The sequence below is a fragment of the Nonomuraea sediminis genome, from assembly GCF_018531495.1.
Classification (GTDB): domain Bacteria; phylum Actinomycetota; class Actinomycetes; order Streptosporangiales; family Streptosporangiaceae; genus Nonomuraea; species Nonomuraea sediminis.
In genome coordinates, this window is sequence record NZ_JAHDTI010000001.1 from 110,563 (window position 1) to 135,138 (window position 24,576).

The 24,576-nt window shown below is 67.6% G+C and carries 22 protein-coding genes; 12 read left to right on the top strand and 10 right to left on the bottom strand.

The window, feature by feature from the left end; genetic code table 11:
* Positions 1-50: 50 nt before the first annotated feature.
* Positions 51-1,580 (bottom strand): MDR family MFS transporter, encoded by a 1,530-nt coding sequence (locus KIK09_RS00510; protein WP_214316609.1) that lies wholly within the window; start codon positions 1,578-1,580, stop codon positions 51-53.
* A 133-nt stretch (positions 1,581-1,713) separates the two neighbouring features.
* On the opposite strand from KIK09_RS00510, the gene KIK09_RS00515 reads away from it, so the two are divergent.
* From KIK09_RS00515 to KIK09_RS00530, 4 genes are all read left to right on the top strand, one after another.
* On the top strand, positions 1,714-2,259 hold the full coding sequence (locus tag KIK09_RS00515; protein WP_214316610.1) for a TetR/AcrR family transcriptional regulator: 546 nt from the start codon (positions 1,714-1,716) through the stop codon (positions 2,257-2,259).
* Positions 2,260-2,291: 32 nt separating this feature from the next.
* On the top strand, positions 2,292-2,687 hold the full coding sequence (locus KIK09_RS00520) for an ATP-binding protein (protein WP_214316611.1): 396 nt from the start codon (positions 2,292-2,294) through the stop codon (positions 2,685-2,687).
* A gap of 75 nt (positions 2,688-2,762) precedes the next feature.
* The gene (locus tag KIK09_RS00525) at positions 2,763-3,302 is read left to right on the top strand and encodes an isochorismatase family protein (protein WP_214316612.1); all 540 of its coding nucleotides are present in this window, start codon (positions 2,763-2,765) and stop codon (positions 3,300-3,302) included.
* Positions 3,303-3,366: 64 nt separating this feature from the next.
* Positions 3,367-3,807: a DoxX family protein gene (locus KIK09_RS00530; RefSeq protein ID WP_214316613.1), complete on the top strand. Its 441-nt coding sequence runs from the start codon at positions 3,367-3,369 to the stop codon at positions 3,805-3,807.
* Between the two features lie 58 nt (positions 3,808-3,865).
* Here KIK09_RS00530 and KIK09_RS00535 read toward each other — a convergent pair whose 3' ends face one another.
* The 4 genes from KIK09_RS00535 to KIK09_RS00550 form a co-directional block, all read right to left on the bottom strand.
* Positions 3,866-4,609, bottom strand: a complete 744-nt coding sequence (locus tag KIK09_RS00535; RefSeq protein WP_214316614.1) for an amino acid ABC transporter ATP-binding protein — start codon at positions 4,607-4,609, stop codon at positions 3,866-3,868.
* Entirely contained in the window at positions 4,606-5,472 is an 867-nt protein-coding gene (locus tag KIK09_RS00540; protein WP_308163862.1) for an amino acid ABC transporter permease, read from the bottom strand. The genes KIK09_RS00535 and KIK09_RS00540 overlap by 4 nt, the downstream gene beginning before the upstream one ends.
* Positions 5,427-6,302 carry an ABC transporter substrate-binding protein gene (locus KIK09_RS00545; protein ID WP_214316615.1) on the bottom strand — a complete coding sequence of 292 codons (876 nt, stop codon included), beginning with the start codon at positions 6,300-6,302 and terminating at the stop codon, positions 5,427-5,429. Before KIK09_RS00545 ends, KIK09_RS00540 begins: the two co-directional genes overlap by 46 nt.
* 280 nt (positions 6,303-6,582) lie before the next feature.
* Complete coding sequence (locus KIK09_RS00550; protein WP_214316616.1) at positions 6,583-7,326, bottom strand: DinB family protein; 744 nt, start codon at positions 7,324-7,326, stop codon at positions 6,583-6,585.
* Positions 7,327-7,725: 399 nt separating this feature from the next.
* Between KIK09_RS00550 and KIK09_RS00555 the strand changes: the two genes are divergently transcribed.
* From KIK09_RS00555 to KIK09_RS00575, 5 genes are all read left to right on the top strand, one after another.
* A complete protein-coding gene (locus KIK09_RS00555) occupies positions 7,726-8,175 on the top strand; it encodes a hypothetical protein (RefSeq protein WP_214316617.1) in 450 nt (149 codons plus the stop codon).
* Between the two features lie 352 nt (positions 8,176-8,527).
* A complete protein-coding gene (locus tag KIK09_RS00560; protein ID WP_214316618.1) occupies positions 8,528-9,133 on the top strand; it encodes a cadmium resistance transporter in 606 nt (201 codons plus the stop codon).
* 192 nt (positions 9,134-9,325) lie between these two features.
* Positions 9,326-10,309, top strand: a complete 984-nt coding sequence (locus tag KIK09_RS00565) for a pirin family protein (protein ID WP_214316619.1) — start codon at positions 9,326-9,328, stop codon at positions 10,307-10,309.
* The gene (locus KIK09_RS00570) at positions 10,306-10,620 is read left to right on the top strand and encodes a tetratricopeptide repeat protein (RefSeq protein WP_214316620.1); all 315 of its coding nucleotides are present in this window, start codon (positions 10,306-10,308) and stop codon (positions 10,618-10,620) included. The genes KIK09_RS00565 and KIK09_RS00570 overlap by 4 nt, the downstream gene beginning before the upstream one ends.
* A 117-nt stretch (positions 10,621-10,737) precedes the next feature.
* Complete coding sequence (locus KIK09_RS00575) at positions 10,738-11,568, top strand: aldo/keto reductase (RefSeq protein ID WP_250572468.1); 831 nt, start codon at positions 10,738-10,740, stop codon at positions 11,566-11,568.
* 15 nt (positions 11,569-11,583) lie between these two features.
* Here KIK09_RS00575 and KIK09_RS57240 read toward each other — a convergent pair whose 3' ends face one another.
* Positions 11,584-11,820, bottom strand: a complete 237-nt coding sequence (locus KIK09_RS57240; RefSeq protein ID WP_308163863.1) for a helix-turn-helix domain-containing protein — start codon at positions 11,818-11,820, stop codon at positions 11,584-11,586.
* Between the two features lie 695 nt (positions 11,821-12,515).
* On the bottom strand, positions 12,516-14,213 hold the full coding sequence (locus KIK09_RS00585; protein WP_214316621.1) for an FAD-dependent oxidoreductase: 1,698 nt from the start codon (positions 14,211-14,213) through the stop codon (positions 12,516-12,518).
* Between the two features lie 271 nt (positions 14,214-14,484).
* Here KIK09_RS00585 and KIK09_RS00590 point away from each other — a divergent pair, with 271 nt between their 5' ends.
* The gene (locus tag KIK09_RS00590; protein ID WP_214316622.1) at positions 14,485-14,622 is read left to right on the top strand and encodes a hypothetical protein; all 138 of its coding nucleotides are present in this window, start codon (positions 14,485-14,487) and stop codon (positions 14,620-14,622) included.
* A gap of 296 nt (positions 14,623-14,918) precedes the next feature.
* Here KIK09_RS00590 and KIK09_RS00595 read toward each other — a convergent pair whose 3' ends face one another.
* Both KIK09_RS00595 and KIK09_RS00600 read right to left on the bottom strand, forming a co-directional pair.
* Complete coding sequence (locus KIK09_RS00595; RefSeq protein WP_214316623.1) at positions 14,919-15,140, bottom strand: hypothetical protein; 222 nt, start codon at positions 15,138-15,140, stop codon at positions 14,919-14,921.
* A 348-nt stretch (positions 15,141-15,488) separates the two neighbouring features.
* Complete coding sequence (locus KIK09_RS00600) at positions 15,489-16,280, bottom strand: phytanoyl-CoA dioxygenase family protein (RefSeq protein WP_214316624.1); 792 nt, start codon at positions 16,278-16,280, stop codon at positions 15,489-15,491.
* A 101-nt stretch (positions 16,281-16,381) separates the two neighbouring features.
* Between KIK09_RS00600 and KIK09_RS00605 the strand changes: the two genes are divergently transcribed.
* The gene (locus KIK09_RS00605; RefSeq protein WP_214316625.1) at positions 16,382-17,284 is read left to right on the top strand and encodes a helix-turn-helix domain-containing protein; all 903 of its coding nucleotides are present in this window, start codon (positions 16,382-16,384) and stop codon (positions 17,282-17,284) included.
* A gap of 295 nt (positions 17,285-17,579) precedes the next feature.
* A complete protein-coding gene (locus tag KIK09_RS00610) occupies positions 17,580-17,966 on the top strand; it encodes a hypothetical protein (protein ID WP_214316626.1) in 387 nt (128 codons plus the stop codon).
* Positions 17,967-18,321: 355 nt separating this feature from the next.
* Here the strand turns inward: KIK09_RS00610 and KIK09_RS00615 are convergent, their stop codons facing one another.
* Positions 18,322-24,330, bottom strand: coding sequence for a putative Ig domain-containing protein (locus KIK09_RS00615; protein ID WP_214316627.1), 6,009 nt, complete (start codon positions 24,328-24,330; stop codon positions 18,322-18,324).
* Between the last annotated feature and the right edge of the window lie 246 nt (positions 24,331-24,576).

Genomic DNA, 24,576 nt, shown 5'->3' on the forward strand with positions numbered 1-24,576 from the left:
GCGTGGCTTCGCCGTACAAGAGCCCTGAGGTTCTTGTACGGCGAGCAACGTCAGGTGGCGGCGACGGCTTCCTTGGAGGCGTCGACCGTGGCGGCGCCGCGCAGCGGGATCTCCTTGATGAACACCGCCAGCACCGGCACGACCACCGCGAACAGGATCGCCCAGCCGAACACCCCCGAGATGGAGGTGGCCAGCGACTCCAGGATGCCGGTGCGGACCTGCGGCTGCAGGTGCGCCAGCGCGGCCGGGTCGAGGCGGCCGCCACTCTTGGTCATCTGCGCGGCGGCCTGCGGGCCGAATCTGTCGGTCATCTCCGACAGCAGGTGGTTGTTGAAGATCGCCCCGAACAGCGAGACGCCGAACGAGCCGCCGATGGAGCGGAAGAACGTGCTCGCGCTGCTGGCCACGCCGAGGTCGCGCTGCTCGACGCTGTTCTGCGCGATCAGCATCGTGGTCTGCATGAGGAAGCCCATGCCCAGGCCGAGCACGGCGATGAAGACGCCGGTCTGCCAGCTGGGCGTGTTGACGTCCATCATCGACAGCAGCCACATGGCCACCGCCATGCCGACGCCGCCGATCACCGGGAAGATCTTGTACTTGCCCGTCGAGGTGATCACCTTGCCGACGAACAGCGAGACCACCATGGCCGAGGCCATCATCGGCAGCAGGAGCAGGCCGGAGTTCGTGGCCGAGGCGCCCTGCACGGTCTGCTGGAACAGCGGCAGGAAGTTCATCGCGCCGAACATCGCGAAGCCGAGCAGGAAGCCGACCGCGGAGATCAGGGTGAAGTTGCGGTTGCGGAACAGCTGCAGCGGCATGATCGGCTCTTCGGCGGAACGCTCGAAGTAGATGAACGCGGCCAGGAACACCACGGCGACCGCGACCAGCGTCAGGATCTGCCAGGAGCCCCAGGCGTACTCGTTGCCGCCCCAGGTGGTGATCAGGACCATCGCGGTGATGCTGACCGACAGCAGGATCGCGCCCACCCAGTCGATGCGCACCTTGTTGGTGAGTTTGGGCAGCTTGAGCTGGAGTGCGATCAGGGCCAGGGCGACGAAGCCGACGGGCAGGTTCACGTAGAAGGCCCAGCGCCAGTTGAGGTTGTCGGTGATGAAACCGCCCACCAGCGGGCCGGCGATCATCGCCAGCGACATGACGCCGGCCATGATGCCCTGGTACTGCCCGCGCTCGCGGGGCGGGACCAGGTCGCCGATGATGGCCATGACGTTGACCATCAGGCCGCCGGCGCCCAGGCCCTGCAGCGCACGGAAGCCGATCAGCTCGGCCATGCCGTCGGCGGGGCCGCCGAGCATGCTGGAGCCGGCCATGCCGCAGAGCATGGAGCCGACCATGAAGATCACGATGGATGTGATGAAGATCGTCTTACGGCCGTAGAGGTCGCCGATCTTGCCCCAGATGGGCGTGGAGACGGTCGTGCCCAGCACATAGGCGGTGACGACCCAGGACAGATGGGTGAGGCCACCCAGTTCGCCCACGATCCGGGGCATCGCCGTACCGACGATCATGTTGTCGAGCATCGCCAGAACCATGGCGAGCATCAGCCCCGGAAGGACGACCATGACCTCCCGTCGTCGTCCAGCAACCTCTGCCACCGACACACCCCCTGAGTTCGATCTTGCTTACTTGCCGACCGGCAAGCTTAGAATAAGCTAGATTCTGTACTTGCCGGCCGTCAAGTCGAAAAGGTGCACATTGCGGGAAGACACCCGGACTCGGATCCAGGAGATCGCCCTCAGGCTGTTCATCGAACAGGGTTATGAGGCGACCTCCTTGCGCGAGATCGCCGAGGAGCTCGGCGTGACGAAGGCCGCACTCTATTACCACTTCAAGACAAAGGACGACATCGTCGCCAGCCTGGTGGAGCAGCGGCAGCAGCAGCTCGAGGAGTTGCTGGCCTGGCTGAAGACCCAGCCCAAGACGCCGGAGACCCGTCGCGAGCTCGTGCACCGCTACGCCGACACCATGCTGGGCTCCAGCCACCACAAGGTCGCCCACTTCCTCGAGCGCAACCAGACGGCCCTGCGCGACCATCCCACGCTGACGCGCATCCGCGAGGTCATGCTGGAGATGGTCCGTGAGCTGAGCTCCGGCGACGACGCGCTGGAGGTACGGCTGGCGCGGACGATGGCACTGTTCTCGCTGCACGCCAGCAAGTGGTTCACCCTGGACGAGGGGCTCGACGAGCGCGAGGTCAACGAGGCCGCGGTGAAGGTCGCCCTGCGCTTCATCGAGCCCTGATTGAAGCCTCCCGTCGCGGGCAGGTGCTCTCCATGGAGGCCACGATCGCTCTGCGACTGCCCAGGGACGCGGCCAGCGTGCCGCTGGTACGGCGGGTGCTCGACGGCACCCTGCGCTCGCTGGACGTCGACCCCCGGATCCGCGACGACATCGAACTGATGCTGACCGAGGCGTGCTCGAACGTGATCAAGCACGCCGGCACCAGTGACGAGTACGTGGTGAGCGCGGCCCTCCACGACGACCTGTGCGTGATCAGGGTGGTGGATGCCGGGGGCGGCTTCGACCCGTACGCGATGCGCAGAGCCGGACTCGGCGCCGAGCACGGCCGCGGGCTGCAGATCATGCGGGCGCTGGCCGACGACGTGCGCTTCGACCATCGCAGGGAGCACGGGGTCGTGGTGTGCCTGGAGAAGCGGCTGCGCCCCTAGCCGGACCCGTTGACAATGCGCCGCTTACTTATATGATTCAGATACTGAATCGTTCTTTGAAGAAACGGAACCCTCATGCTCGACTCGCGCACCGTCCAGATCGTCCTCGGCGACCTCCAGTCCGGCATCGCCGAGGCCAGCCGTACCAACCCGCCGGCGGCGCTGCGGCGCTCGGTGGGCGTGCTGGCCACCGTCGCGGGCGTGCTGGAGATCCCGATCACGGTCTCCCTCGCGCCCGGTTCAGGGGTGATCGAGGAGATCCCGGCCGACGTGCCCGTCCTGGTCCGCACGGGGCCCTGCGTCTGGGACGACGAGGCCGCCCGCAAGGTCATCACGGCGGCCGAGCGGCCCGTCATCGCCCTGGCGGGCGTCACGTCGGAGATCGTCGTGCTCAGGACCGCGATCGACGCGCTGGCGGCGGGATACGCGGTGCACGTGCTGGTCGACGCCTGCGGCGGGCTCACGGACCGCACCGAGGCGGCCGCCTTCCGGCAGATCGAGGCGGCGGGCGGCATCGTCACCTCGGTGGCCGGCTTCGCGTCCGACATGGTCAGGAACTTCACCACGCCGAAGGGGCGGGAGATCATCACCGCTCTGCACGGGTTGGCCGCCTGAATCTTTCCATTGACAACATCGCGCCCGTCCTGCAATCTAGTCACCGGAAAGATTGGAGGACGGAATGGTTCCGCTCATCGCTCTCATCGGTGGTTTCATCGCACTACGGCTCGTCGGTGTGGCAGGAGTCGAGGCGCTCGACGGGTGGCAGCCGGCACTGCGCGGCGGACTGGCCCTGATGTTCGTCACGACAGGCGTTCCGCACTTCCTGCCCAGCTGGCGGCGCGACATGGCCGCGATGATCCCGCCGGCGTTCCCCCGCCCTGAACTCCTCGTGATGATCACTGGAACGCTCGAGCTGGCGGGCGCCGCAGGTCTCCTGATCCCGTCCTTGGCCCCGATCGCGGCGATCTGCCTGGCCCTGCTGATGCTCGCCATGTTCCCCGCGAACATCTCAGCCGCCCGCCGCGGCCTCACCCTCGGCGGACGCCCCGTCACGCCCATCCCCCAGCGAACGGCCCTGCAGATCCTGTTCATCGCCGCCGCCGTCGCCGCCGCCCTGTGAAGCGGTCGTACCTCGTGGCCGCCGGCCTTCCGCGCGCGGAGGACCGGCGGCCACGCTTTCATTCCTCCGGATGCAACACGCGCCTGAGGAAGGAACGCGTCCTTTCGTGCTTGGGAGCCCCGATCACCTGCGCCGGAGGGCCTTCCTCGACGATGACGCCGCCGTCCATGAAGACGACGCGGTCGGCCACCTCGCGGGCGAACCCCATCTCGTGGGTCACCACGAGCATGGTCATGCCCTCCTCCGCCAGCTTGCGCATGACCGCGAGGACATCGCCGACCAGCTCGGGGTCGAGCGCCGAGGTGGGCTCGTCGAACAGCATCAGCTCGGGGTTCATCGCCAGCGCCCTGGCGATGGCGACCCGCTGCTGCTGGCCGCCGGACAGCTGGCCCGGGTAGGCATCGCTCTTGGCCCCCACCCCGACCTTGTCGAGGTTGTCCCTGGCGATGGTCTCCGCCTCGGTCTTGCTCCGCCCCAGCACCCGCCGCTGCGCGATCATCACGTTCTGCAGCGCAGTCAGATGCGGGAAGAGGTTGAACTGCTGGAACACCATGCCGACTTTCCGCCGGGCGGCGTCGATGTCGGCGTCCGGGTCTGTCAGCTCGGAGCCGTTGACGAAGACCTTTCCCTTGGTCGGGGTCTCCAGCAGGTTCACGCAGCGAAGCAGCGTCGACTTGCCCGAGCCCGACGGGCCGATGACGCACACCACCTGCCCGGGCTCGACGGTGAAGTCGATGCCCTTGAGCACCTCGTTGTCGCCGAAGTACTTGTGAAGATCGGCGATCTGTACGGCGTGCGTCACCGTTTCCTCCCCTGGCGCGCTTCGAGGCGGCGCACCACGACACCGAGCGGGATCGTGATCAGCAGGTAGGTCGCCCCCGCCACGATCAGCGGCGTGCTGTTGGCCTGGTCGATCGTGGCGTCGGAGCCGAACTTGGTGAGCTCCGTGGTCGCCGCGGTCACCCCGAGGGTGAACACCAGCGAGGAATCCTTGAACAGCAGGATCAGCTCGTTGGTCAGGGGCGGGATCACGATCCTGATCGCCTGCGGCAGGATGATCGACACCATCGCGCGCCCGGGCTTCATCCCCAGCGAGCGGGCGGCCTCCATCTGTCCCTTGGGCACCGCCTGGATTCCCGCACGGAACGACTCGGCCATGTAGGCCGCCGCGACGAGCCCGAGCGCGAGCGCCACCGTCCCGTACACGTCTCCCGGCAGCTTGAAGCCGGGGAAGGCGATCGGCAGGCCGAACCCGAGCAGCAGGAAGATGATCAGCGCGGGCAGCCCGCGGAAGATCTCGATGTAGACCAGGGCCACGACCCTGTAGGGAGTCACGGACGACAGGCGCATGAGCGCCAGCACCAGGCCCAGGACGAAGCCGATGACGTAGCCGGAGATGGTGAAGATCAGCGTGTTCTTCAGCGCCACGGTGAACAGGTCGGGGAACATCCCCGCCGCCACCTTGCCGTTGAGGAAGTTCAGCGCGATCTTGTGCCAATCGGCCAGCAGGATGACGCCGAGGAGGACTACGACAAAAACGGCGTACTGGATGCTCAGGCTGATCCGGCGCCGTTGCCGGGGGCTGAGGCCCCCGGCCCGTGTCGACGTGGTCGCCATGATCAGGAAGTGGGGGACGGGGTCGAGACCGGCGCCTGGCTCATCCACTTCTGGTAGTCGGCCGCCCAGGTGCCGTCCTTGACCGCCTCGGCCAGGGCGTCGTTGATGACCTTGAGCAGCGCGGTGTTGCCCTTCTTGGTGGCGAAGCCGTACTGCGCGTGGGTCGGGACCTGACCCGCCAGCTCGAAGGCCGAGGACACAGCGGGCTTCTTCATCCACTCCAGGACCACGGGCAGGTCCTGCACGACCACGTCGACCTGGCCGGACTGCAGCGCGAGCAGCTCCTTGCCGGAGTCCTTGAACTCCTTGGCCTCGATGCCGGCCTTCTTGGCCAGCTCGAGGCTGGTGGTGCCCGCCTGGACGCCGACCGAGAGGTTCTTGGCCTTGGCGTCCTCCAGCGACGTGACCCCCGCGCCCTTCTTGGTGACCAGGCCGAGGACCTCGTCGAAGTACGGGGCGGAGAAGTCAAGGTGCTGCTTGCGGTCCTCGGTGATCGTCATACCGGCGGCGGCCACATCGCACTTGCCGGCGTTGAGCGCCGCGCCGCCCTTGATGGAGTCGAAGTCGATGTCGACGATCTCCTGGGTCACGCCGAGCTTCTTCGCGGCCAGATCGATCATGTCGACGTCGAAGCCCACGACCTTGCCGCTGGCGTCCTTGGACTGGAACGGCGGGTAAGGAAGGTTCGTGCAGGTCGTCAACTTGCCCGGGGAGACCAGCTGGACCCCTCCCGCCGCCGAGGAACTCGCGGCCGCGGAAGGACCGCCGCTGCTGTTGTCGCCGGTGGAGCTGCTGCCACAGGCGGACAACGCGAGTGCGGCGCTCAAGGCGAGCGCGCCGGTGGCGTATCCGCGGCGGCTCATGAACCGGATGGCCATGGTGGCCTCCTCGAAAGTGATATGCGACGAACATTGAGTTCCGTGAAGTGTAGAGGTGCGCTTGCCGCGCTCCTTCCTCACCCACTTAACAATGCGTCATCAGAACGGCGGCACAGCGGACTCGAACCCTCACGCCCCTGCCCAAGCCGCTCGCCACCCCCACCAGGCACAGCTCGCGCCTGCCTGATCCCCACCCCCTCTACCGCGACGACCCGCGGGCCCTGCAAATCCTGTCCATCGCCCTGTGAACCACCTCTGCCAGGAGAGGAGGCGCCTGTAGTCAGCGCGCGTCGAGCACCGCGAGGTCGCGCACCATGTAGCGGCGATGCTCGCACTCCTCCTCCATCACCACGCGCAGGCAACTGCCGACCGAGCGCGCTTCCTCGGGATAGCCGGGCGCGGGTGCGCGCGTGCACATCCGTGCGAGCTCGGTGTCGGTGAGGCCGTCGACGATCCCGCGCACCACAGCCACGCGGCCGGCCCGCGCCTCCATCACTGCCGCGTACGACGGGCTCGAGGTCCATGCCGAGCCTCGCCGCGTCCGCGGGCGGATAACCGGTGTGGGTGAGGCCGAGCCGGTGGAAGGGCATCGGCTCGTCGAGGATCGTCCAGCTTGCCCAGGCGTCGGTGGCGAAGAGCAGGTGACGAAGCGTCTCGACGAAGGACCACTCGCCGTCGACCCGTTCATGACGAGCCGTGGCAGTCTCTCCGCGCGGGCGACCGTTTCCAGCCAGAGCCGTTCGATTGTGTCCCACATCGCGCGGAAGTCGTCGGCTGTCCTCATCGCTCGCAGCTGTACGCGCTCGAGATGTCGCCGGTCGAGCTGGGCCTCCACGAAGGGGGTGACATCCACATCATTGACGAGAAAGTTACGCACATCTCCGGACACACTGACGTCCACAAGCAAGGAGTCGACAATCTTGATCCGGCGCATGTCGCAGTCGCGAAATGTCGCGGCCGCGAAGCCGGCGCTCGTGAAGCTCGCACCACGGAACGCGTCGGTATTGCCGTACTGCGCTGTCATCGCGCCATTGTGCCCGATCTCCGATGCCGCCCTCCACACGATCCGAGAGCCGCTCTCACCCCCACCACGAACAGCCGCCCTACGAACGCAAATTCACCTGGCGAACCAACTCCGCGACCAACCTGCCTTGCTCCATCCACGACTTGTAGCGACGGCCTCAGTCAGCAAAGACGCGGTCGCTCGCGCTCGGCGTGTGGTCGGAGGCGGATCCGGCCACATCGACAGCCCCTGGGAACGCGCACTCGACGAGCTTGCCGACTGTTATCACAGAGATCAAGGCGGCGGCACCACACGTTCGCGTTGCTCTCCCCCACGCGAACGTGCGACTTCGGAGGCGATCTCGCGCGGGAGGTACCGCTGCCATAGCCTTGTCCTGACTTGATCACTGAAGGGTGCAATGTGCGCATATTCATCGCCGCCATCGCCGCGATCCCGCTCTTGGCTGGTTGCGCAGTCTCGATCAGCGGCGGCGAACATGCTTCGAGTTCGGAACGGGCACCCCATGGCCTGATTGACCCGCCCGCAGTCACGCGGCCCCTCACGGATCTTGCGCGAGGCGTCAAAGGAAAGGTGCTGCTTCATCATGTCGACGGGGAGGGCCAGAACACCGGCTGGAGCACGAAGCTCAAGATGGGAACCTCGTTTCGCCTCTCCATGGACTGCGTTGAAGCAAGTGGGGTGATGACTGTGCTGATAGATCAGTCTCGATTGCCTCACCAATGTTCTACCGGTCCTGGGAACATACGGGTCGGCATGATCCCTGACGAACTGGCTGTCCGTACCATCAAGGTCAAGGTGCCCAAGGGCGCCAAGTGGGCCATTCTCATTTCGAAGCCGCCCCAGAGCTAGCGGCATCTTCTTCGAGCAAGCGCGCACAGGTCGACGGCAGCAGCCCTCAGACTCGCCTGTCGATGAAGACGCCGAGCGTGGCGCAAGCCGCGATCACTCACGGGCAACCGACCTGTCCTGACCGGCACGCCCGTTCCCCCCAGCTCAGGCCAACAGACCCAGCAACCGGTTCCCAAGGTCCCCTATCAGCACCTGAGACGCGACTGAAATCCTGGCAGCTCAGGCGGCCAGGAGGGGTTCAACTGGCCCCTCGGGCACGGACGCCTGCTGGTCCTCCTCTCCGCAAGATGCTGCGCGTCATGGGCCGCTAATGTCGCCCTGGACATCTCCATCGGAAAGAGACCATTCCTTCGTGAACCTGGGCATCATCGGGCAGGCAGCTGGGCTGTTCGCTGTCACCAACATTGACGACCTCCTGGTCCTGGCGCTGTTCTTCGCCCAGGGCGCCGGGCACCGCGGTGCCGCCGGGCGCGTCGTGGTCGGTCAGTATCTCGGGTTCCTCGCCATCGTGGCCGTAGCCGCCGCGGCCGCCTTGGGAGTCACCTTCCTGCCCGAGCCGATCATCGCTTATCTCGGTCTCCTTCCGCTTGCTCTGGGCCTGAAGGCCGCCTGGCAGTCATGGAAGACCCGGCGGGCCGGGTTGGAGGACGACGAGCCGGTCCAGGTACGGCCGAACGGACCCAGAGCGCTGGAGGTGGCGGCGGTCACCTTCGCCAACGGCGGGGACAACATCGGCGTGTACGTGCCCGTCTTCGCCACCGCGGGCGTCGCCTCGATGAGCGTGCACATCGTCGTCTTCCTCGCCCTGGTCGCCCTCTGGTGCGCCGCCGGGCGGTTCTTCGCCACCCGCCCGCTCATCGCCAAAGCTCTCAGCCGATGGGGGCACGCCCTGCTGCCGCTGGTCCTGATCGGGATCGGCTTGCTCATCCTCATCGAGGGCGGGGCCTTCGGCCTGTGACGCCCCGGCCCAGCGGCCCTGACGGCTCAGACTCTGCCCGAGGTCAGGCCTCTGCTTGACCGAGGCAGTAGCGGGCGACGACGTCCGGCGAGGTGGGTCGAAGCGCGCCGCGGAGTCCGGAGGAATTTCTCCCGCACCCGAACTGTTCCACAGCCTGACTGTTTAATGTTCAACCAGCCTGGAGGAGGGGCCATGCCCGCCATCACCGCAAACACGCTGACCCTGCCCCGCGTCATCACGCCCGATCCGGTCGCGACCGTCCAGCGCCCGGTCCGGTCGGTGACCACCGCGCCCAGCGACTTCGAGGGCGAGGGCTTCCCTGTACGGCGAGCCTTCGCCGGCGTCTCCCTCGCCGACCTGGACCCGTTCATCCACATGGACCAGATGGGCGAGGTGGAGTACGCACCCGGCGAGCCCAAGGGCACGCCCTGGCACCCGCACCGCGGCTTCGAGACCGTCACCTACATCATCGACGGGATCTTCGACCACCAGGACTCCAACGGCGGCGGCGGCACGATCACCAACGGCGACACCCAGTGGATGACCGCCGGCTCCGGGCTGCTGCACATCGAGAAGCCGCCGGAGCACCTGGTGGTGTCCGGCGGGCTGTTCCACGGGATCCAGCTGTGGGTCAACCTGCCGCGCGCGCACAAGTTCCACCCGCCGCGCTACCAGGACATCCGCGGCGGCGAGGCCAGGCTGCTCGCCTCGGCCGACGGCGGCGCGCTGCTGCGGGTCATCGCCGGCGAGCTGGACGGCCACCAGGGACCCGGGATCACCTTCACCCCGATCACCATGGTGCACGCCACGCTCAGCCCCGGCGCGACGCTGGACCTGCCGTGGAACCCCGGCTTCAACGCGCTGGCCTACGTGCTGGCCGGACAGGGCTCGGCCGGTACCGGGCACGCCCCGATCCGCAAGGGCCAGCTGGCCACCTTCGGACCCGGCGGCGCGCTCACGCTGGCCGCCGACCCGCGCCAGCCCCAGGCCGAGCCCAACCTGGAGGTGCTGCTGCTCGGCGGGCAGCCGATCCGCGAGCCCGTCGCGCACTACGGCCCCTTCGTGATGAACACCCGCGCCGAGATCCTGCAGGCGATGGAGGACTACCAGGCCGGCCGCCTGGGCGTCGTCCCCGCCGCCCGGATGCCGCACACTGACGGAAAGGAGCGGCCATGACCGCCACCCTGGCCGAGGAGTACACCCGCGGCCGGATGTACTTCGAACTCAAGGACTACATCGGCGCCGCCCGCATCCTGGCGCCGGTGGTCGCCGCGGAGCCGGGCAACGTGGCGGCCCGGCTGCTGCTGGCCCGCGCCTACTACCACTCCGCCCAACTACGCGGAGCCGAGACGGAACTGCGTGCCGTCATCGAGCGCGCTCCCACCGAGGAGTACGCCCACCTGCTGCTGGGCCGTACCCTCCAGAGAGCCAACCGGCACGCGGAGGCCGAGACCTACCTCCGGCTGCACGCCGCCATGACCGGATGATCGATGGCCCCCTCACCTGCGTCGGCAGCTTCAACGACGCAGGTCAGGGGGCCTGATCCGTGATGCGGTCATCCGGCGGATACCCTGCCACCGCGTGGAGCGGCGATCATTGTCTCCATGACGGCTGATGAGGTGACAAAGGACGGGATGGCGCGGGTACTGGCGGACGGCAGCACGCTGCCGCTGCTGGGGCTCGGCGTCTGGCAGGTGCCCGATGGTCCGGAATGTGTCAACGCGGTTCGCTGGGCTCTCGAGGCCGGATATCGCCACATCGACACGGCTCAGGCGTACCGGAACGAGGCGAGCGTGGGGAAGGCGCTCAAGGAGAGCGGGCTCGACCGCGACGAGGTGTTCATCACGACCAAGTTCCTCCCCCGTGGCGGGGACCCGGTCCGCGCCGCGGAGGAGAGCCTGCGCCGGCTCGGCGTCGACCAGGTCGACCTGTACCTCATCCACTGGCCGGCAGGCGGTCCCACCTGGGCGTGGCCGGGCATGGAACGGGCTGCTGAGCTGGGGTACGCCCGCTCGATCGGGGTCTCGAACTTCGACGAGGCCGAACTGGCGAGCGTGACGGCGATCGCCGGCGTGCTGCCGGCGGTCAACCAGGTCGACTTCAGCCCCTTCGCTTACCGGCGAGCGCTGCTGGAGGCCTGCCGGCGCAGCAACATCGCTCTGGAGGGGTACAGCCCCCTGGGCACCGGGCGCCACCTTGCGGACGCCGCCGTCACCGCTGTCGCAGCCGACACAGGACGGTCGCCCGCGCAGGTGCTGCTCCGCTGGTTCGTGCAACAGGGGATCCCGGTGATCTCCAAGTCGGTCCGCCGGGAAAGGATCGAGGAGAACCTGCAGATCTTCGACTTCGAGTTGTCCGGCGAGGAGCTGTCGCGGCTCGACGCCCTCGACCGGACCGGTGGCACCGGGAGAGCTCTCGAACATCCGTGGTGGTGAGAGGCGTGCACCGGCCTATCCGTGGGTCCGCGTCGCGTCCGGCGGGTCGATCAGGTCGCGGAGCTGGTTGCGGTTGGCGATTCCGAGCTTGGGATAGGAGCGGTACAGGTGTGACGTGACCGTGCGGGGCGACAGGAACAAGAGATCGGCGATCTCCGCGTTGGTCAGGCCTCTGGCGGCGAGGGTCACGATCTCGCGCTGCTGCGCGGTGAGCCGGGCGGGCACCCCAGGAGACGCCGACGGGGCCCGCACGCTGATACCGCAGGCGCGTGGTTCGCCCTCGGCACGCCGTACCCAGGGCTTCGCGCGCCCAGGAGAGCGAACGTGTCGAGGGCCGACCCCAGCACGGGCTTGGCGTCGCGTGCCGCGGAGGCGGCGAAGTCGGCGATGGCGAGATAGGAGACGAACAGCGCCTGGCCGGCCAGGCGCTGTGCTTCATGGTGCGGCGCGCGGGGCGGAGGGTATCCGCGTGATTGCCGGGAGGTGCAGCCGGCATGCGGATGCCCAGGGAGTCGCCGGCTCCACCGGCACGACGCCGAACACCGTGGAGCAGGTTGCGCACGACGCCATCGCCTTCGTCACCGCCATGGACCTCGGCCAGGTCGATCTGCTGGGGTTCTCCATCGGCAACCCGGAAACCGCTCCCCAGGAATACCTGGACGTCTTCTTCGCCCGATCCGCATCGAGCCTGCAGGTCGGCAAGGAAGCGCTGGGCCGCATGTACGCCAGAACCGAGGATCGGGACACCCCGACGACCTGGGCGACCTGTGAAGCGCAGTACGACGCGGTCTGCACGTGGGGGATCCCCGATCACGGGCTGCTCCAGCGGCTCAGCTGCCTGACGATGCCGGTGTTCGTGACGAACGGCGCACCACGCGGGTTTCGCCGCCGACGTCGAGGCCTTCCTCAGCGACCTGCCCGGGTGATCCTTACTCGCCGGCAGCGGGCTAGACACCAGGTACGGCCAAGCCGAGCAGGTCGCCCTGGCCTGCCGACTGGAGGCGTTCGAAGGCGAGGCGGACGGCCACCGAGCCCTCACCGATGGCGGCTGCCACCCGCTTGACGGAACCGCTGCGCACGTCACCGACGGCGAAGATGCCGGGCCTGCTCGTCTCCAGATACAGCGGGGGCTGGCCCTCGCGCTCCAGCCGGGCAGCCGGGATATCACTCCCGGTCAGGAGGAATCCGTTCCTGTCCGTGGCCAGCTGGCCCGCCAGCCAGTCGGTTCCCGGTTTCGCGCCGATGAAGACGAACAGCCCGGCCACGGCCAGCTCTTCCGCGTCCGGCTTGCCCTCGCGGCGGAGCCGTACCGCCTCGAGCCGGTTCGTTCCGGTCAGGGCCGTGACCTGGGTGAAAGGCCAGACGACGATGCGCGGGTGGCGCTCGATCCTGTCGACCAGATACCGCGACATCGTGGCGTCCAGCGCGTCCCGGCGAATGATCACGTGCACCTCGGCGCACGAGCGGCTGAGAAAGAGCGCGGCCTGGCCCGCGGAGTTGCCGCCACCGACGATCGCGACCGGCCCGCTCTCGCAGGCCTGGGCCTCCGCCTGGGTCGCCGCGTAGTAGACCCCGACGCCTTCGAACTCCTGCAGGCGGTCCAGGGGAAGCCGGTTGTACCGCGCTCCTGTCGCGATGATGACCGATCTGGCGCTGATGACCTCGCCGTCATCGAAGGTGACCTGGTGCGCGCCGTCCTGGAACGACAGCGAGGTGGCTTTCGCGGCCTGCTTGATCCGGACGCCGAACTTCTGCGCCTGCAGCGTCCCCCGGGTCGCGAGCTCCTCCCCGGACACGCCCGCGGGGAAGCCGAGGTAGTTCTCGATCCGTGTCGAGGTTCCCGCCTGGCCGCCGAGCGCGGTGTCCTCCGCCAGGGTGGTCGCCATGCCCTCGGACGCGCCGAAGACCGAGGCGGCGAGCCCGGCCGGGCCCCCGCCCACGACGAGCAGGTCGCATACGCCCGGCGGATACGCACCGGTGTCGCCCGAGATTGCCAGGGCGTCGAGCAGCGCGCGGCTTCCGGGGTTCCTCAGCACCGGTCCGCCGGGCACGATGATGATCGGCAGGTCGGCGATCGGGACATCCAGGCCTTGCAGGATCTGCTCGGCCTCCGGCGACTCCTCCAGATCCAGCCAGTTCCAGACCAGCCGGTTTCGCGCCAGAACCTCCAGCAGCCGCCGCGTGTCATGGTCGAAGCGCGATCCGATCAGGGTCAGGCCGGTGCTGCGGGTCATCAGGATGGAGTGACGGAGCAGGAAGGTCCGCAGGATGAGGTCGCTCAGGCCCGGCTCTTGCGCCATGATCCGGCGCAGTTGCGCCACCGGAACCGCGAGGATCCGACCCGTGGAGGTGGCGACCGCGCTGAGGAAGGCACGCTGCCCGGTGAGCATGCCGATCTCGCCGAGGAACTCCGACGGGCCGTAGCCGGCGACCACGGCCTCCCCTGGCTCGCCGTACCCCTGCACGATGTCGGCCGTGCCCGCGAGCAGCACGATCAGGTCGTAGGTCTCGTCGCCGTCGGCGAACAGCACGTCACCTGCGGCTACGTCGCGTTCGCTGCCGTACCCGCGCAGCACGTCGAGCTGGGACGGGTCCAGGACAGGGGAACGCCCCACCAGCGAGATCAGGCGATCGTCGGTGGCCATCGGAACCTCCTGGCAGACAGATATCCATGCTGGTGCGGTCGCGGGGACGGGGGTATCGGCAACCTGACTGCAGTCAACCTCCCGATGGACGAGCATGGTGCGTGATCAACCCACCCTCAAGCCGATCCCGAGCGCGGTGCCGGGTTTCGAGGCGGCGGTTGGCCCCGCGACCTGACCACCGTCCACCTCGACTCTGATCAGCGATGATGACGGCGCCCTGCTGGTCGACTGTCTCGCCAGGCCGGTCGCCCTCGCCGAGTCCATTCCCGCGATGGAGGAGCAGATCTCGCCGGGATACCTGCAGATCTGGGGAAGGTTCTTCCCCGGCCAGCTGACCGGCAAGCCCGTCGCGCCGGCGCCGCTGGCGGGCACCACCGTTCCCATCGCGAACGTCTTGTTGAACTACTAGCGCAGCCACTTCGCGTTGCCGCGGTGCCGGGTCGGCTCAGGTTCAACACCCTTCAGCAGCGCCAGGCGCACCCTTGACGGGCACGCCGTTCGTAGATGTTGCAGTCCGCACCGATCCCGGCGAACGAGCCGCCGAAATGCATGAAATGCGTCCACGCCGGCCTGTCCTCGGCTTGGATCCGGAGAGGCATGGTGTTGTCCGTTCTGGACACGCGGGTCCTGTCTAGGCCCGCCAGTCGATCTGGCGTGGCCCTAATAGTCGGCGCCCGAGAATCTGCCGCTCATCGCCAGCACCCCCTACATGTCCGCATCCCGGCGAGCCTTCTCACGCTCGGCCATTTCCCGCCCGTGCTCGACGATCGCCATCGCGACCGCGCCCAGCATGAACCCGACGCCGGCGATCACGAAGATGAGCTGCGTCTGCCGAGTGGCCTCATTGTCGCCACCAATGAATGCGCGATAGGCCGTGAGAGCAAGGAGCACAGTCCCGACGAGGAGGAAGATCCGGCGCCCGATCATGGTTGGCGAGCATACGGGAGAGGGCTCGGAATGCGGGAGCTCCGACCCGGGATAGATCTCCGGGGCCGGGTCCTCAGTGCGGACCCGGCACTTGAACCGCAAGAAGAGCTGGTACAGCTCCCACCTGGTCAGAGCCGTCCCACCGAGCACGTGATCAGCGTGACCGCAGGGCCTTCTCCAGTGGCGTGGACGGCAGGTCAGTTCTGGTCCGGCCGTCGAGCGTCGGGCGCCACATGGGTGACCCGAGAGCGCCGATGACGGCCAGGTCGACGATGACGCCGAACGAACGAGGTCATGCCAGCGGAGACGATGGGTCTTGGCCGCTTGGGCCTGCTGAACGTCAGCGGTCTAAGCCCAGGGGCGGGGGAAGGTGGCGCCGTCCAGGCGGGCGCCTGCGGTGAGGGCGAGAGGGTCGGTCACGATGTGTTCGTTGCCGTTGTAGTGGGTTGCCTCGTCCATGTAGATGGTGACGTGCGCGAGGCGGGCCTGGGCGGTGCGGTTGGGTAGGGCCATGTGGCCGGTGTAGCCGCTGTGGAAGGTGCAGTCGCCGGCGCGGAGCGGCACAGTGACCCGGGGGATCCAGCGCAGGGACGGGTCCATCGCGAAGAGGTCTTCCTCGTGGTGGAGGTCTTGTGGGCGTAGGCCGGTGCGATCCTGGGTGCCGGGCAGGAAGGTCATGCAGCCCCGCTCCGGCGGTACGTCGACCAGCGCTATCCACGCCGACAGCGGGAGCCGGTCGCCCGCATGCGGCCAGTACGGACGGTCCTGGTGGAATTCCGTGGCGGCGTTGTTGTGCGGCTCCTTGACCAGCATCTGGTCGTGCCAGAGCCGCAGCGAGAACCCGGCGAGCTGTTCGGCGATCCGGCCCAGCCGCGGATCGAACGTGAGCTCTCGCAGCGTCTGGTCGCGTTGCCAGACGTTGACCAGCTGGCTGAAGACGCCCTGCTTCTCCAGGCTCTCCGCGCGATGCGCCTCCAGGAACGCCTCGGCGCTCGTTCGGAAGCGCTCGACCTCCTCGGGCTCGAGGACGCCGCGTACTCGGACGAAACCGTATTCGCGGTACGCCGCCACAAGCTCTTCCGGCACTCGGCCGTCGGTGCCGACGTCGCTGCCGTACTGCCCGGTCGTGGTCGTTGCCATCATTGACCTCCATGGTTCCTGCGGTTGGGATACCGCAAGCGTCGTCGAGGCGTACCGCTCTGGGCTAGGCCGATCCCGGCGAGTAGTCGTACGATTCCGACATGCCTGCCACGCTGCACGAACATGCGCTGTTCGCCGGGGGCCCGGTCCTGGCAGGTGTCCACCGCTTGGATCTGGACGTCGAGTCGCACGCGCACGACTTCCTCGAGATCGCGGTGATCGGAAGCGGGTACGGCCGGCACGTGACCAGCCAGGGCGAGCACCCCCTGCGGCGCGGGCAGGTCATCGTGCTCCGTCCCGGCGCCTGGCACGGGTTCCTGGACTGCACGGACCTGACCGTCGCCAACTGCTGCCTGTCCGCCCAAGCCCTACGGGGCGAACTGGCGGCGCTGTACGACATCCCGATGCTGCGCCGGATTCTGTGGACCGATCCGGTGGCATCCGGCACGTACGGCGTGGCGGTGACGACCGTCGACCCGGCCGCCGCCGAGGAGGCCATCGCGGAGATCAGCCTCCTTGAACAGGACCTCAGTGCCAATCAGGGCCGGCCGGGCCGTGTGCTGGGCCGGCTGATCACCGTGCTCGGCGTCCTGGCCGACGGCCGTGACCCCGAACCGAAGACGCTCGAGCCGGCCATCCACCCCGCTGTCGCCGCCACCGTCGCCCGGCTCGAGGCGGCACCCGGCCATCCGTGGCGGCTGGACGATCTCGCCCGGGCGGTCAACCTGGATCCCGACTATCTGGGCCGGCTGTTCGGACGGTACGTCGGGTTGACGCCGCTGGGCTTCCTGGCCCGGCTGCGAGCCGAGCGGGCCGCCACGCTACTGGCACACTCGGCCTTGCCGGCTGCTCGGGTCGGCGCCGCCGTCGGCTGGGACGACCCGACATACTTCGCCCGCCGCTTCCGAACGCTGGTGGGGCTGACGCCCACCGAGTACCGACGACGTAGCCGATCGGCCACCCATACTCAGCTCAGTACCCCCACCGAGCCGAAGAGTTCCTGAGGCGCTCTGCAGGCTACGGGAAGCATGCGAAGACAGATGACCTATGCCGGCTCAGATACGCGCCAGGCCACAGGCTGCGCGCCGAGCACGGCGGGATGACTCGCAGGGCGCCTGGACGTTGATGCCCCGGGCGACGACCGGGTCGGCTGAGCATGCCCCAAGGGCCCGGGTCCGGACCGTGGTGGGTGACGGCCAGCGGGAATGAGATATCGAGTCCAGAAATTTGGATCTTTCGTGAACTTTGGCGTCGGACTCATCGTCATTCCTATGGAAAACACCACAGACAGGGGGCATTGTGAGGAAACTGCTGTTCATTACCGCCATTAGCGGACTGGCGTTCGCCGCCATGGGATCGGCCGCCGCGTCAGCTACCGTTCGCGCCGACAATCCCGGGGCGCATGTCGCCAACCGTCACGGGGACTTGCTGGCCGAGGCCCAATTGTCCGCCCACAACAGAATCATCATCTGCGACCGCAGCACGGACCATCGATACGCGATGGCCAAGGTGCGGTACGAGGGCCACACGTACCAGTACGTCAATTACTACAAGGACCAGGACTGCATCCAGCAGAAGACCGTGGCCATGCCGCACGGCACGGTCGAGCTCTGGGCCTGCGTGAGCAAGCCGTACAAGGTGAAATTCTCCTACTGCGGACCCAAGGAGACGATAGTCAGGCCGTGACATTGATGGAGGTGCCGATTAGTTTCGGCACCCTCGCATTACTTTCGCCGATGCGGCGCATTGTCGCGAACGTATGGTACTCGCGCAGATTAAGACTCTCTTTTTATCCATCCTGAGCCCCTCAAGGGATGCCCATGGGAGAAACTGAGCCCTATCCGGCATGGTGGCGAGAGCCGCTTAAGCTACCTATTCTGGCCGGTCCGGCGGATCCAAAAGTGCCGCGCTACGGGAAATCGGCATCTGCACAAACGAGACGGTTCTCATACGCAGGGCAGCGCTCGCATACGGGTTCGACCGGCGGAGACTCCCAGCTCGCGTATCTCGAGCTGGGAGTCTCCGTTTCGTGCAGCCGGGCTCAGATGTTGACGATGGTGAAGGACGTGCTCAACGAGCTGTTCTCGAACAGGCTCGCCACGACCGAGTACTGCCCCTTGGTCCCGTTGGCGGTGAATTCGCCGGCGACGGCGATGCCGTCGGCGTTGGTGACCGCCTGGTAGGTGGCTTTGCCACCGGGAAAGGTGCCGGTGGCGCCGGTGCCCGGCGCCCTGAAGGTCACGCTCGCGTTGGGGTACGGCCCCCCTTGCTCGTCGGTCACGGTCACGCTGAGGTTCTCCGCGAGGCGCGTGTTCACCACGACGTTCTGCGGCGCGCTGCCGCCGTTGGGCGTGAGTGCCTTCGCCTGCAGTTTCCTGTTGCCGAGCTGGAAGATCGCCGGGCTGAGTCCAGGAACGCCGGTGACGGTCGCGGTCACGGTGTAGTCGCCCACCGTGCCGTTGGCGGTGAACGCGGCCGCGGTCACCGTGCCGTCGGCGCCGGTGGATCCGGCCCAGGAAGTGGTGCCGTCCGCGAAGGTGCCCGAGGCGCCACTGTCCGGTGCGGTGAAGATCACCCACGCGTTCGGGACGACCGCGCCGGCCGCGTTCTTCACCGTGACCGTCAGCCCGTGCGCGAACGTCGTCCCGATGTTGGCGGTCTGCGGCGTGCTGGCGGCCGCCGGAGTGATGCCGGCGACGTCGGTCTGGGTACAGGCCAGGTTGAAGGCGACAGCGGCCGTGCTCACGCCCGGCACCTGAGCCTCCACCCTGAACGAACCGGCCGTGCTGCCGGCGATCAAGTCGGTGGCCACCGCCAGGCCTCTGCTGTCGCTGACCGCCCGGCACGTGGTGGTGCCGTCGGCGAACTTGGCCGACGGTTCCGTGCTCGGCGCGGTGAACACGACGACGGCCTGCGGCAGCGCCTGGCCGGCGGCGTCGGTGACCTGCACGGCCAGCGCGGTCAGATAGCGCGTTCCGGTCGGGGCGGTCTGGTTGTCCCCGGAGTACTTGGCCACTGCTTGGACGGGGCTCGCTTGCGCCGCCGGCACGGACACCTTCTGCGGAGCGGAGTACAGGGGAGGACCGTAGGCGTCGTGGCATTGGACTGTGACGGTCGTCGTGCCGGTGCCGACGGCCGTCGGGTTGCCTTGGATGTAGCCGGTGTCCTCATCGAGCTTGAGTCCCTCGGGCAGTTTCCCGTCGATGACCTGCCAGCCAGAGATCCACTTGTCGCCCTGTTTGTTGCCCTTTTCCACCGGTATCTTCACGTTGTAGTCCATGCCCACCTGGGGTACTGGCTGTGTCGGGAGCGTGGGGATGTAGGGCTTGTTGGCGTTCGCATCCCCGGCCCCGATCGCCGTCGCCCAGAAGCTGGCGAGGTTGGTGAGGGCGTCGACCGCGGTCACGCCGTTGTTGAGCAGGGGCCCGGTGGCCGGGTACTTTCGGCTCAGCCAGCGGACCGACTGGGCCATGAGCGGAACGGGTGTCAGGACGCTCGCGGCCCACGTCACCGGCGGGGCGTCAGAATGCACGTTCCCCATGACGTACAGGATCAGGAGGACAAGTCCGAATCCGGTGGTCGCCAGCGGTCCGACGCTGAAGTGCTCCATGTTCTTGAAGGAACCGCCGCCGGTGAGGACCGTCGCGACACACGGCGCGGAAAAGACACACCAGACCAGCCACGGCGCGGCGGTGATCTCGCTGAAGTCCTTGAAGGTGGTGGCCCCGTAGATGCCGGGGTATCCCATGGCTACATATCCGAGCACGGTCGAGAAGGCGTTCCCGAAGGCGTTCACCTTGCTCTCCGGCAGCGGTTCACCCGTCGGCGCCCACGGCAGGTCCGTCATGACGCCGCCGAGCGTGCAGAGGATGCCTGACAGGAAGTTGCCCATCATCTGGGCCGCCATGAGGCCGTCGGAGTTCTTCGGCGGGTCCTGGACCACGAAGGCCGCGTGGTCGGGGTGCCAGGGCGGCGGGGGGATGACGGGGAACACGCCGCCGGGGAAGGGCACCTTGTCGACGCCGTTGAGGAGCTTGTAGAACACGGTGCCCATGAACGCGCCGATGAGCAGGAAGAGGTCGCCGTAGGTCAGGTCCTCGATCTTCTCCTTCGGGACCCCCGCGCGCTCCTGCACCCACTTGTAGATGTTGCTGAGGAACCCGGCGTTCTCGATCCGGGCGAACAGCGCTTCCTCGATCGTCTTGTACACGCTGACGGCGAGGGTCAGGAAGGCGCGGACGACCAGGGCGACGGCTTCGAGCAACGCGATGACGAGGTTCTCGATGGCGTCGAGCAGCAGGACCACGGGTGTGCGGCCGGGGTCGTTCTGATCCGGCGCGAAGACCCCTTCCAGAAGTTCCTTGATGTCATCCACCGCGCGGCCCAGCGCGTCGCCGACGCCGGACAGCTCCCACTTCGTGAGGAAGTCGTTCCAGGCGTCGCCCATCACGGATAGCGCGGTGGTGTTGTTGACCGTGAAGGAGCCCGGATGCCGGATCTGCTGTCCGTGCATCTGGTTGATCAGCCAGTTGCCCTGCGGGTCGCTCTGCGCCTTGTCGGCTTCCACTGCCTTGCCGGAGGCGTCCACGGCGGGCGGGATCTTGTTCTGGGCGTCGCCGATCCGGCTGTCGGCGAAGTAGGCCTTGGCTTGGGCGAAAGCCGTACGGACTTTTTGCTCCTGCTCCTTGAACCAGTCGTCGGAGATGTCGCTGAAGTGCGTGACGGTGGTCGACGCGTATCCCAGCGTGGTGAGGAGCCCGGACTTGAGGGCCTTCTTCGTCTCCCAGATGTCCTTGAAGGCGAACAGGGACTTGAGCCAGTCGATGACGCGCGTGGCGGCGTCGGCGATCATCTGGAAGACGGCTTCCACGGCTCGCGCGGCCTGCCCGATCGAGTTGATGATGATCTCGCCGAGGGAGACGATCGCATCCCCGATCCAGATCGCAATCTTGATGACGGACTTCTTCACGTCGACGACGACCTCGGCGACCCGGGCGGCGCCGGTCTTGATGCCCTCCCAGACGTCGGTGGCCCACTGGGCGAAGTCGTCCCAGAAGCCGCCGTAGGCAGGATGGCCGATGCGGTGGTCGTGGTAGGCCGCGATCTCGACCTCGCTGCGGAAGGCCTGGAATTGAGGCCGGTCCGGGTCCCAGTTCTGGAAGACGTAGCCGACGACCGGCTGGGCCTGCTCGGAACCGGAGAAGGCGGCCGCCGTGGGGGTGCCCGCGGCCATGGAGTACACGGTCGAGCAGTGATCGACGACTGTCTGCGGCTGAAGGTCGCGCGACCACCTGTTGCTCGGGACCAGCGGCTCGGTGTGACTGTCGTCCCCCACTGCCTGCGCCGTTCGCAGCGCCTCGGCGTCGAAGGTGCCCTTCTGGGAAGGCAGCGAGCCGGTGCCGGCGAGGTAGCCGTTGACCGCGGCGGCGAAGTCGATCCCGAAACCGGCGGAAAGGCCGTCGGTGGTGAGGGTCAGGATCGGGGAGCTGAGGCTGCGGGCGTCGACGGACACCGACAGCCTGCCCGCCCCGTTGGTGACGGCAGCGATCGGGCGCCCTGGGCCGACCTGGTAGGACACCGTACCGACGTGGACCTCGGCCAGCGAGTCGGCGGTGATGGTGACGGTGCGGCCGGGAATCGGCGCGCCCGCGGCGTCGAACAGCGTCACGTCGGCCACGTAACGGGAGACGATGATCGGAGGATCCTGCGACGCTTTCGCGAGGGCGCGGCGCACCTTGTCGACGGCCCACTGGGAGGTGGTGATGTCCTGGGTGCACAGGCAGTACGCCTCGGCGGGTGACGCTCCGCTGACCTTGATCAGCTGAGATGGCTTGTAGTCCGGGTAGGGATCGACTCGGTATTCCGCGACGCCCGCGTGCACACCGACGACGACCGGAGCCGCAAGGCTCGGGGACCGGTACACCGGAGGGAACAGGTCGCCCGCCGACTTCATGATGGTGACCCAACCCCGGGCCGTCCTCGGCCCGGGGGCGTAGACGATCAGGTGGTCGGCCCGGCCGCTGGAGGTGCAGTCGAAGGACATGACGCGGCGGCCCGAGAACCCGAAAAAGCCGCCGATGGTGCTCGAGGTGTAGACGGAGGCGTACGCCGGCGGCTGGTTCGGGACGGCCGGCTGCTTGCGGAGGATCCAGACGGTGTTGTCCCTGTAACCGACCAGGTGATCTGGCTTGTCCGCGCCGTAATTGAACGGCGCCAGCCGGTCGTCGGCGTCGGCCAGGCGAAAGCCGCCGATCCCGTTGGCGGACGTCAGGAGGGCCTGGTAGTCGCGGCTGTTCGGTTTGCGCTGCAGCAGGAAGAGGCTCCCGACACCGGGCCGGTAGGCCATCAGGTGGTCGCACTTGCCGCTGCCGTCGAAGTCGAACGCGATGAGCTGATCGCGGGAGTCGGCCATGTCGTAGCCGCCGATGCCATCGCCGGAGCCGGCCGTGCGGCTCTGGTACACGGTGTCGAAGAAGTCGCCGGCGCCCTTCTGCACGATCCACACGGTGCGGCCACCAGGCCGGTAGATCGCCAGATTGTCGAGCCGGCCCGAGCTGTCGTAGTCGACCGCGACGATTCGGTCGGCGGTGCTCTTCAGGTCGGCATTGCCGATGCCGGTGTTGCTCGAGTAGGCCGTGTCGAATCTCGCCTGGGCGGCGTTGGCCTTCAGAACCGTGACCTTGCCCGTCCCAGGCCGGTAAACGGCGACGTGGTCGAGCTTGCCGGTGTGCCGGTAGTCGAAGGGGCACATCAGGTCGCCGGTGCCCAGCGGGTAGGGGAAGTTCTGCAGGGTGGAGGAGAGGACTTCCTTGAAGCCGTCGGCAGTCCTCTTCATCACCCACACCTTGGCCTGGCCGTCCACCGGACGGTACGCCACGAGGTGATCGGCCTTGCCTGAGCCCTCGTAGTCGAACGCGAACAGCTGATCGGCGGTGTTCAAGCAGTCCCAGCCGTCGATCCCGGGGCCCAGGGGCCGCTCCGGCAGCGCCTGGGTCCACACCGGATGGACTGCCTGATGCCCGTAGAGCCAGTCGGCCTGGTGCAGGACGTTCAACGAACCGGCCGCGTCCTGGCCGAAGATGTGCAGCTTCCCGTCAGCGTCCTGCCATGCTCTGGCGGACTCGAAACTCACCGTGGCCACGTGCTGGGGCAGTCTGCCGCCGTAACCGGTCACCAGGCTGCTGTCGCCGGCATCGAGGAAGACGTATCCGATGTCGCCCTGCGGGGCGTACTGCGGCAGGTTCGGCACGTTGTAGGTACCGCAGAACTGTTTGACCGTGCTGCTCACCGTCTCGTTCGTGACGCCGGCGCCCTCGGCGGTCGAGAGGCGACGCAGGACGCTGCCGTCCATGACGTAGTACACGTACGACTTGCGGCGCACGTCGTCATGCTGAATCACCGGCACGAACCCGCCGCCGACCAAGCGTCCTGACTGCGCCGCGATCGAGCACGACCCGGACAGGACCCACGGGTAGTAGGCGCTGACGAAGGCCTTCGGCGAGGCGGACAGGGAGCTGATGTACAGGCCGTTGTGCAGCGCCGCTCCCATCACCAGCGGCCCGGCGTCCGGCGAGTACGACACCGCCAGCGCCTGCGGTGCCACATTCGGCGCTACCGTCCACGGCGTCGCGGTGGCCTGGCGCACCGTCCACCCGCACTCCACCGTCCCGTTCGGCCCGGCACCGGTCGCCACCAGCACGAACGACTGCACGTCACCGCCACCCACCGGGGCGGCGAACGCCCACACATCCCCGGTGGGATGCACCGCGACGACCACTTCGCTGAACGTCCCCGTCGCGGCGGACACCTCCGCCTGGTCCCAGCCCGTGTCGGAGCCCTCCGTCCGTTCCAGGTAGGTGAGCTTGCCGTCCTTGTTGATGACCAGCGCCTCCTCCCGCGCCTGCTTGAAGGGATTCGCGAACAGTGCCTCCTGGTTGTAGGCGCCCGTTCCCACTGACACGGCGTCGGCCGGAACAGCGTCCTGCATCAGCTGGACACCGACTTTGAAGGACTTCGGCATCTGGGTGTTGGCGGAGGTCGACGAGGACATGGCGGACTCCTTCACAGCTGTGAGACGGCAGGCGGGCTTGGACGATGGCCTGCCGAGTTTCATCTGCCCAGCGCGAGATGCCGGTTACCGTATATTTTGGCATAGTTACTGTGCGCTATGAAGGGTCGGGCTTGGTCGTGGATCGCGTGACATGAGGCGACGTCGTTCCTCACTCGGTCGTCCCCCAGCCACGCCGGGCGCGAGCGTACGCGGAGATCGATCTTGCTGTTCTTTGACCAGCTGCGG

Excerpts from the sequence above, each read along its gene's own strand:
- KIK09_RS00590 (WP_214316622.1), top strand. The coding sequence starts at position 14,485 with ATGGAGGAGCAGATCTCGCCGGGATACCTGCAGATCTGGGGAAGGTTC.
- KIK09_RS00575 (WP_250572468.1), top strand. The coding sequence starts at position 10,738 with ATGACGGCTGATGAGGTGACAAAGGACGGGATGGCGCGGGTACTGGCG.
- KIK09_RS00510 (WP_214316609.1), bottom strand. The coding sequence starts at position 1,580 with ATGGTCGTCCTTCCGGGGCTGATGCTCGCCATGGTTCTGGCGATGCTC.
- KIK09_RS00525 (WP_214316612.1), top strand. The coding sequence starts at position 2,763 with ATGCTCGACTCGCGCACCGTCCAGATCGTCCTCGGCGACCTCCAGTCC.
- KIK09_RS00615 (WP_214316627.1), bottom strand. The coding sequence starts at position 24,330 with ATGTCCTCGTCGACCTCCGCCAACACCCAGATGCCGAAGTCCTTCAAA.
- KIK09_RS00585 (WP_214316621.1), bottom strand. The coding sequence starts at position 14,213 with ATGGCCACCGACGATCGCCTGATCTCGCTGGTGGGGCGTTCCCCTGTC.
- KIK09_RS00605 (WP_214316625.1), top strand. The coding sequence starts at position 16,382 with ATGCCTGCCACGCTGCACGAACATGCGCTGTTCGCCGGGGGCCCGGTC.
- KIK09_RS00565 (WP_214316619.1), top strand. The coding sequence starts at position 9,326 with ATGCCCGCCATCACCGCAAACACGCTGACCCTGCCCCGCGTCATCACG.
- KIK09_RS00520 (WP_214316611.1), top strand. The coding sequence starts at position 2,292 with ATGGAGGCCACGATCGCTCTGCGACTGCCCAGGGACGCGGCCAGCGTG.
- KIK09_RS00595 (WP_214316623.1), bottom strand. The coding sequence starts at position 15,140 with ATGATCGGGCGCCGGATCTTCCTCCTCGTCGGGACTGTGCTCCTTGCT.
- KIK09_RS00530 (WP_214316613.1), top strand. The coding sequence starts at position 3,367 with ATGGTTCCGCTCATCGCTCTCATCGGTGGTTTCATCGCACTACGGCTC.
- KIK09_RS00570 (WP_214316620.1), top strand. The coding sequence starts at position 10,306 with ATGACCGCCACCCTGGCCGAGGAGTACACCCGCGGCCGGATGTACTTC.
- KIK09_RS00550 (WP_214316616.1), bottom strand. The coding sequence starts at position 7,326 with ATGACAGCGCAGTACGGCAATACCGACGCGTTCCGTGGTGCGAGCTTC.
- KIK09_RS00545 (WP_214316615.1), bottom strand. The coding sequence starts at position 6,302 with ATGGCCATCCGGTTCATGAGCCGCCGCGGATACGCCACCGGCGCGCTC.
- KIK09_RS00600 (WP_214316624.1), bottom strand. The coding sequence starts at position 16,280 with ATGGCAACGACCACGACCGGGCAGTACGGCAGCGACGTCGGCACCGAC.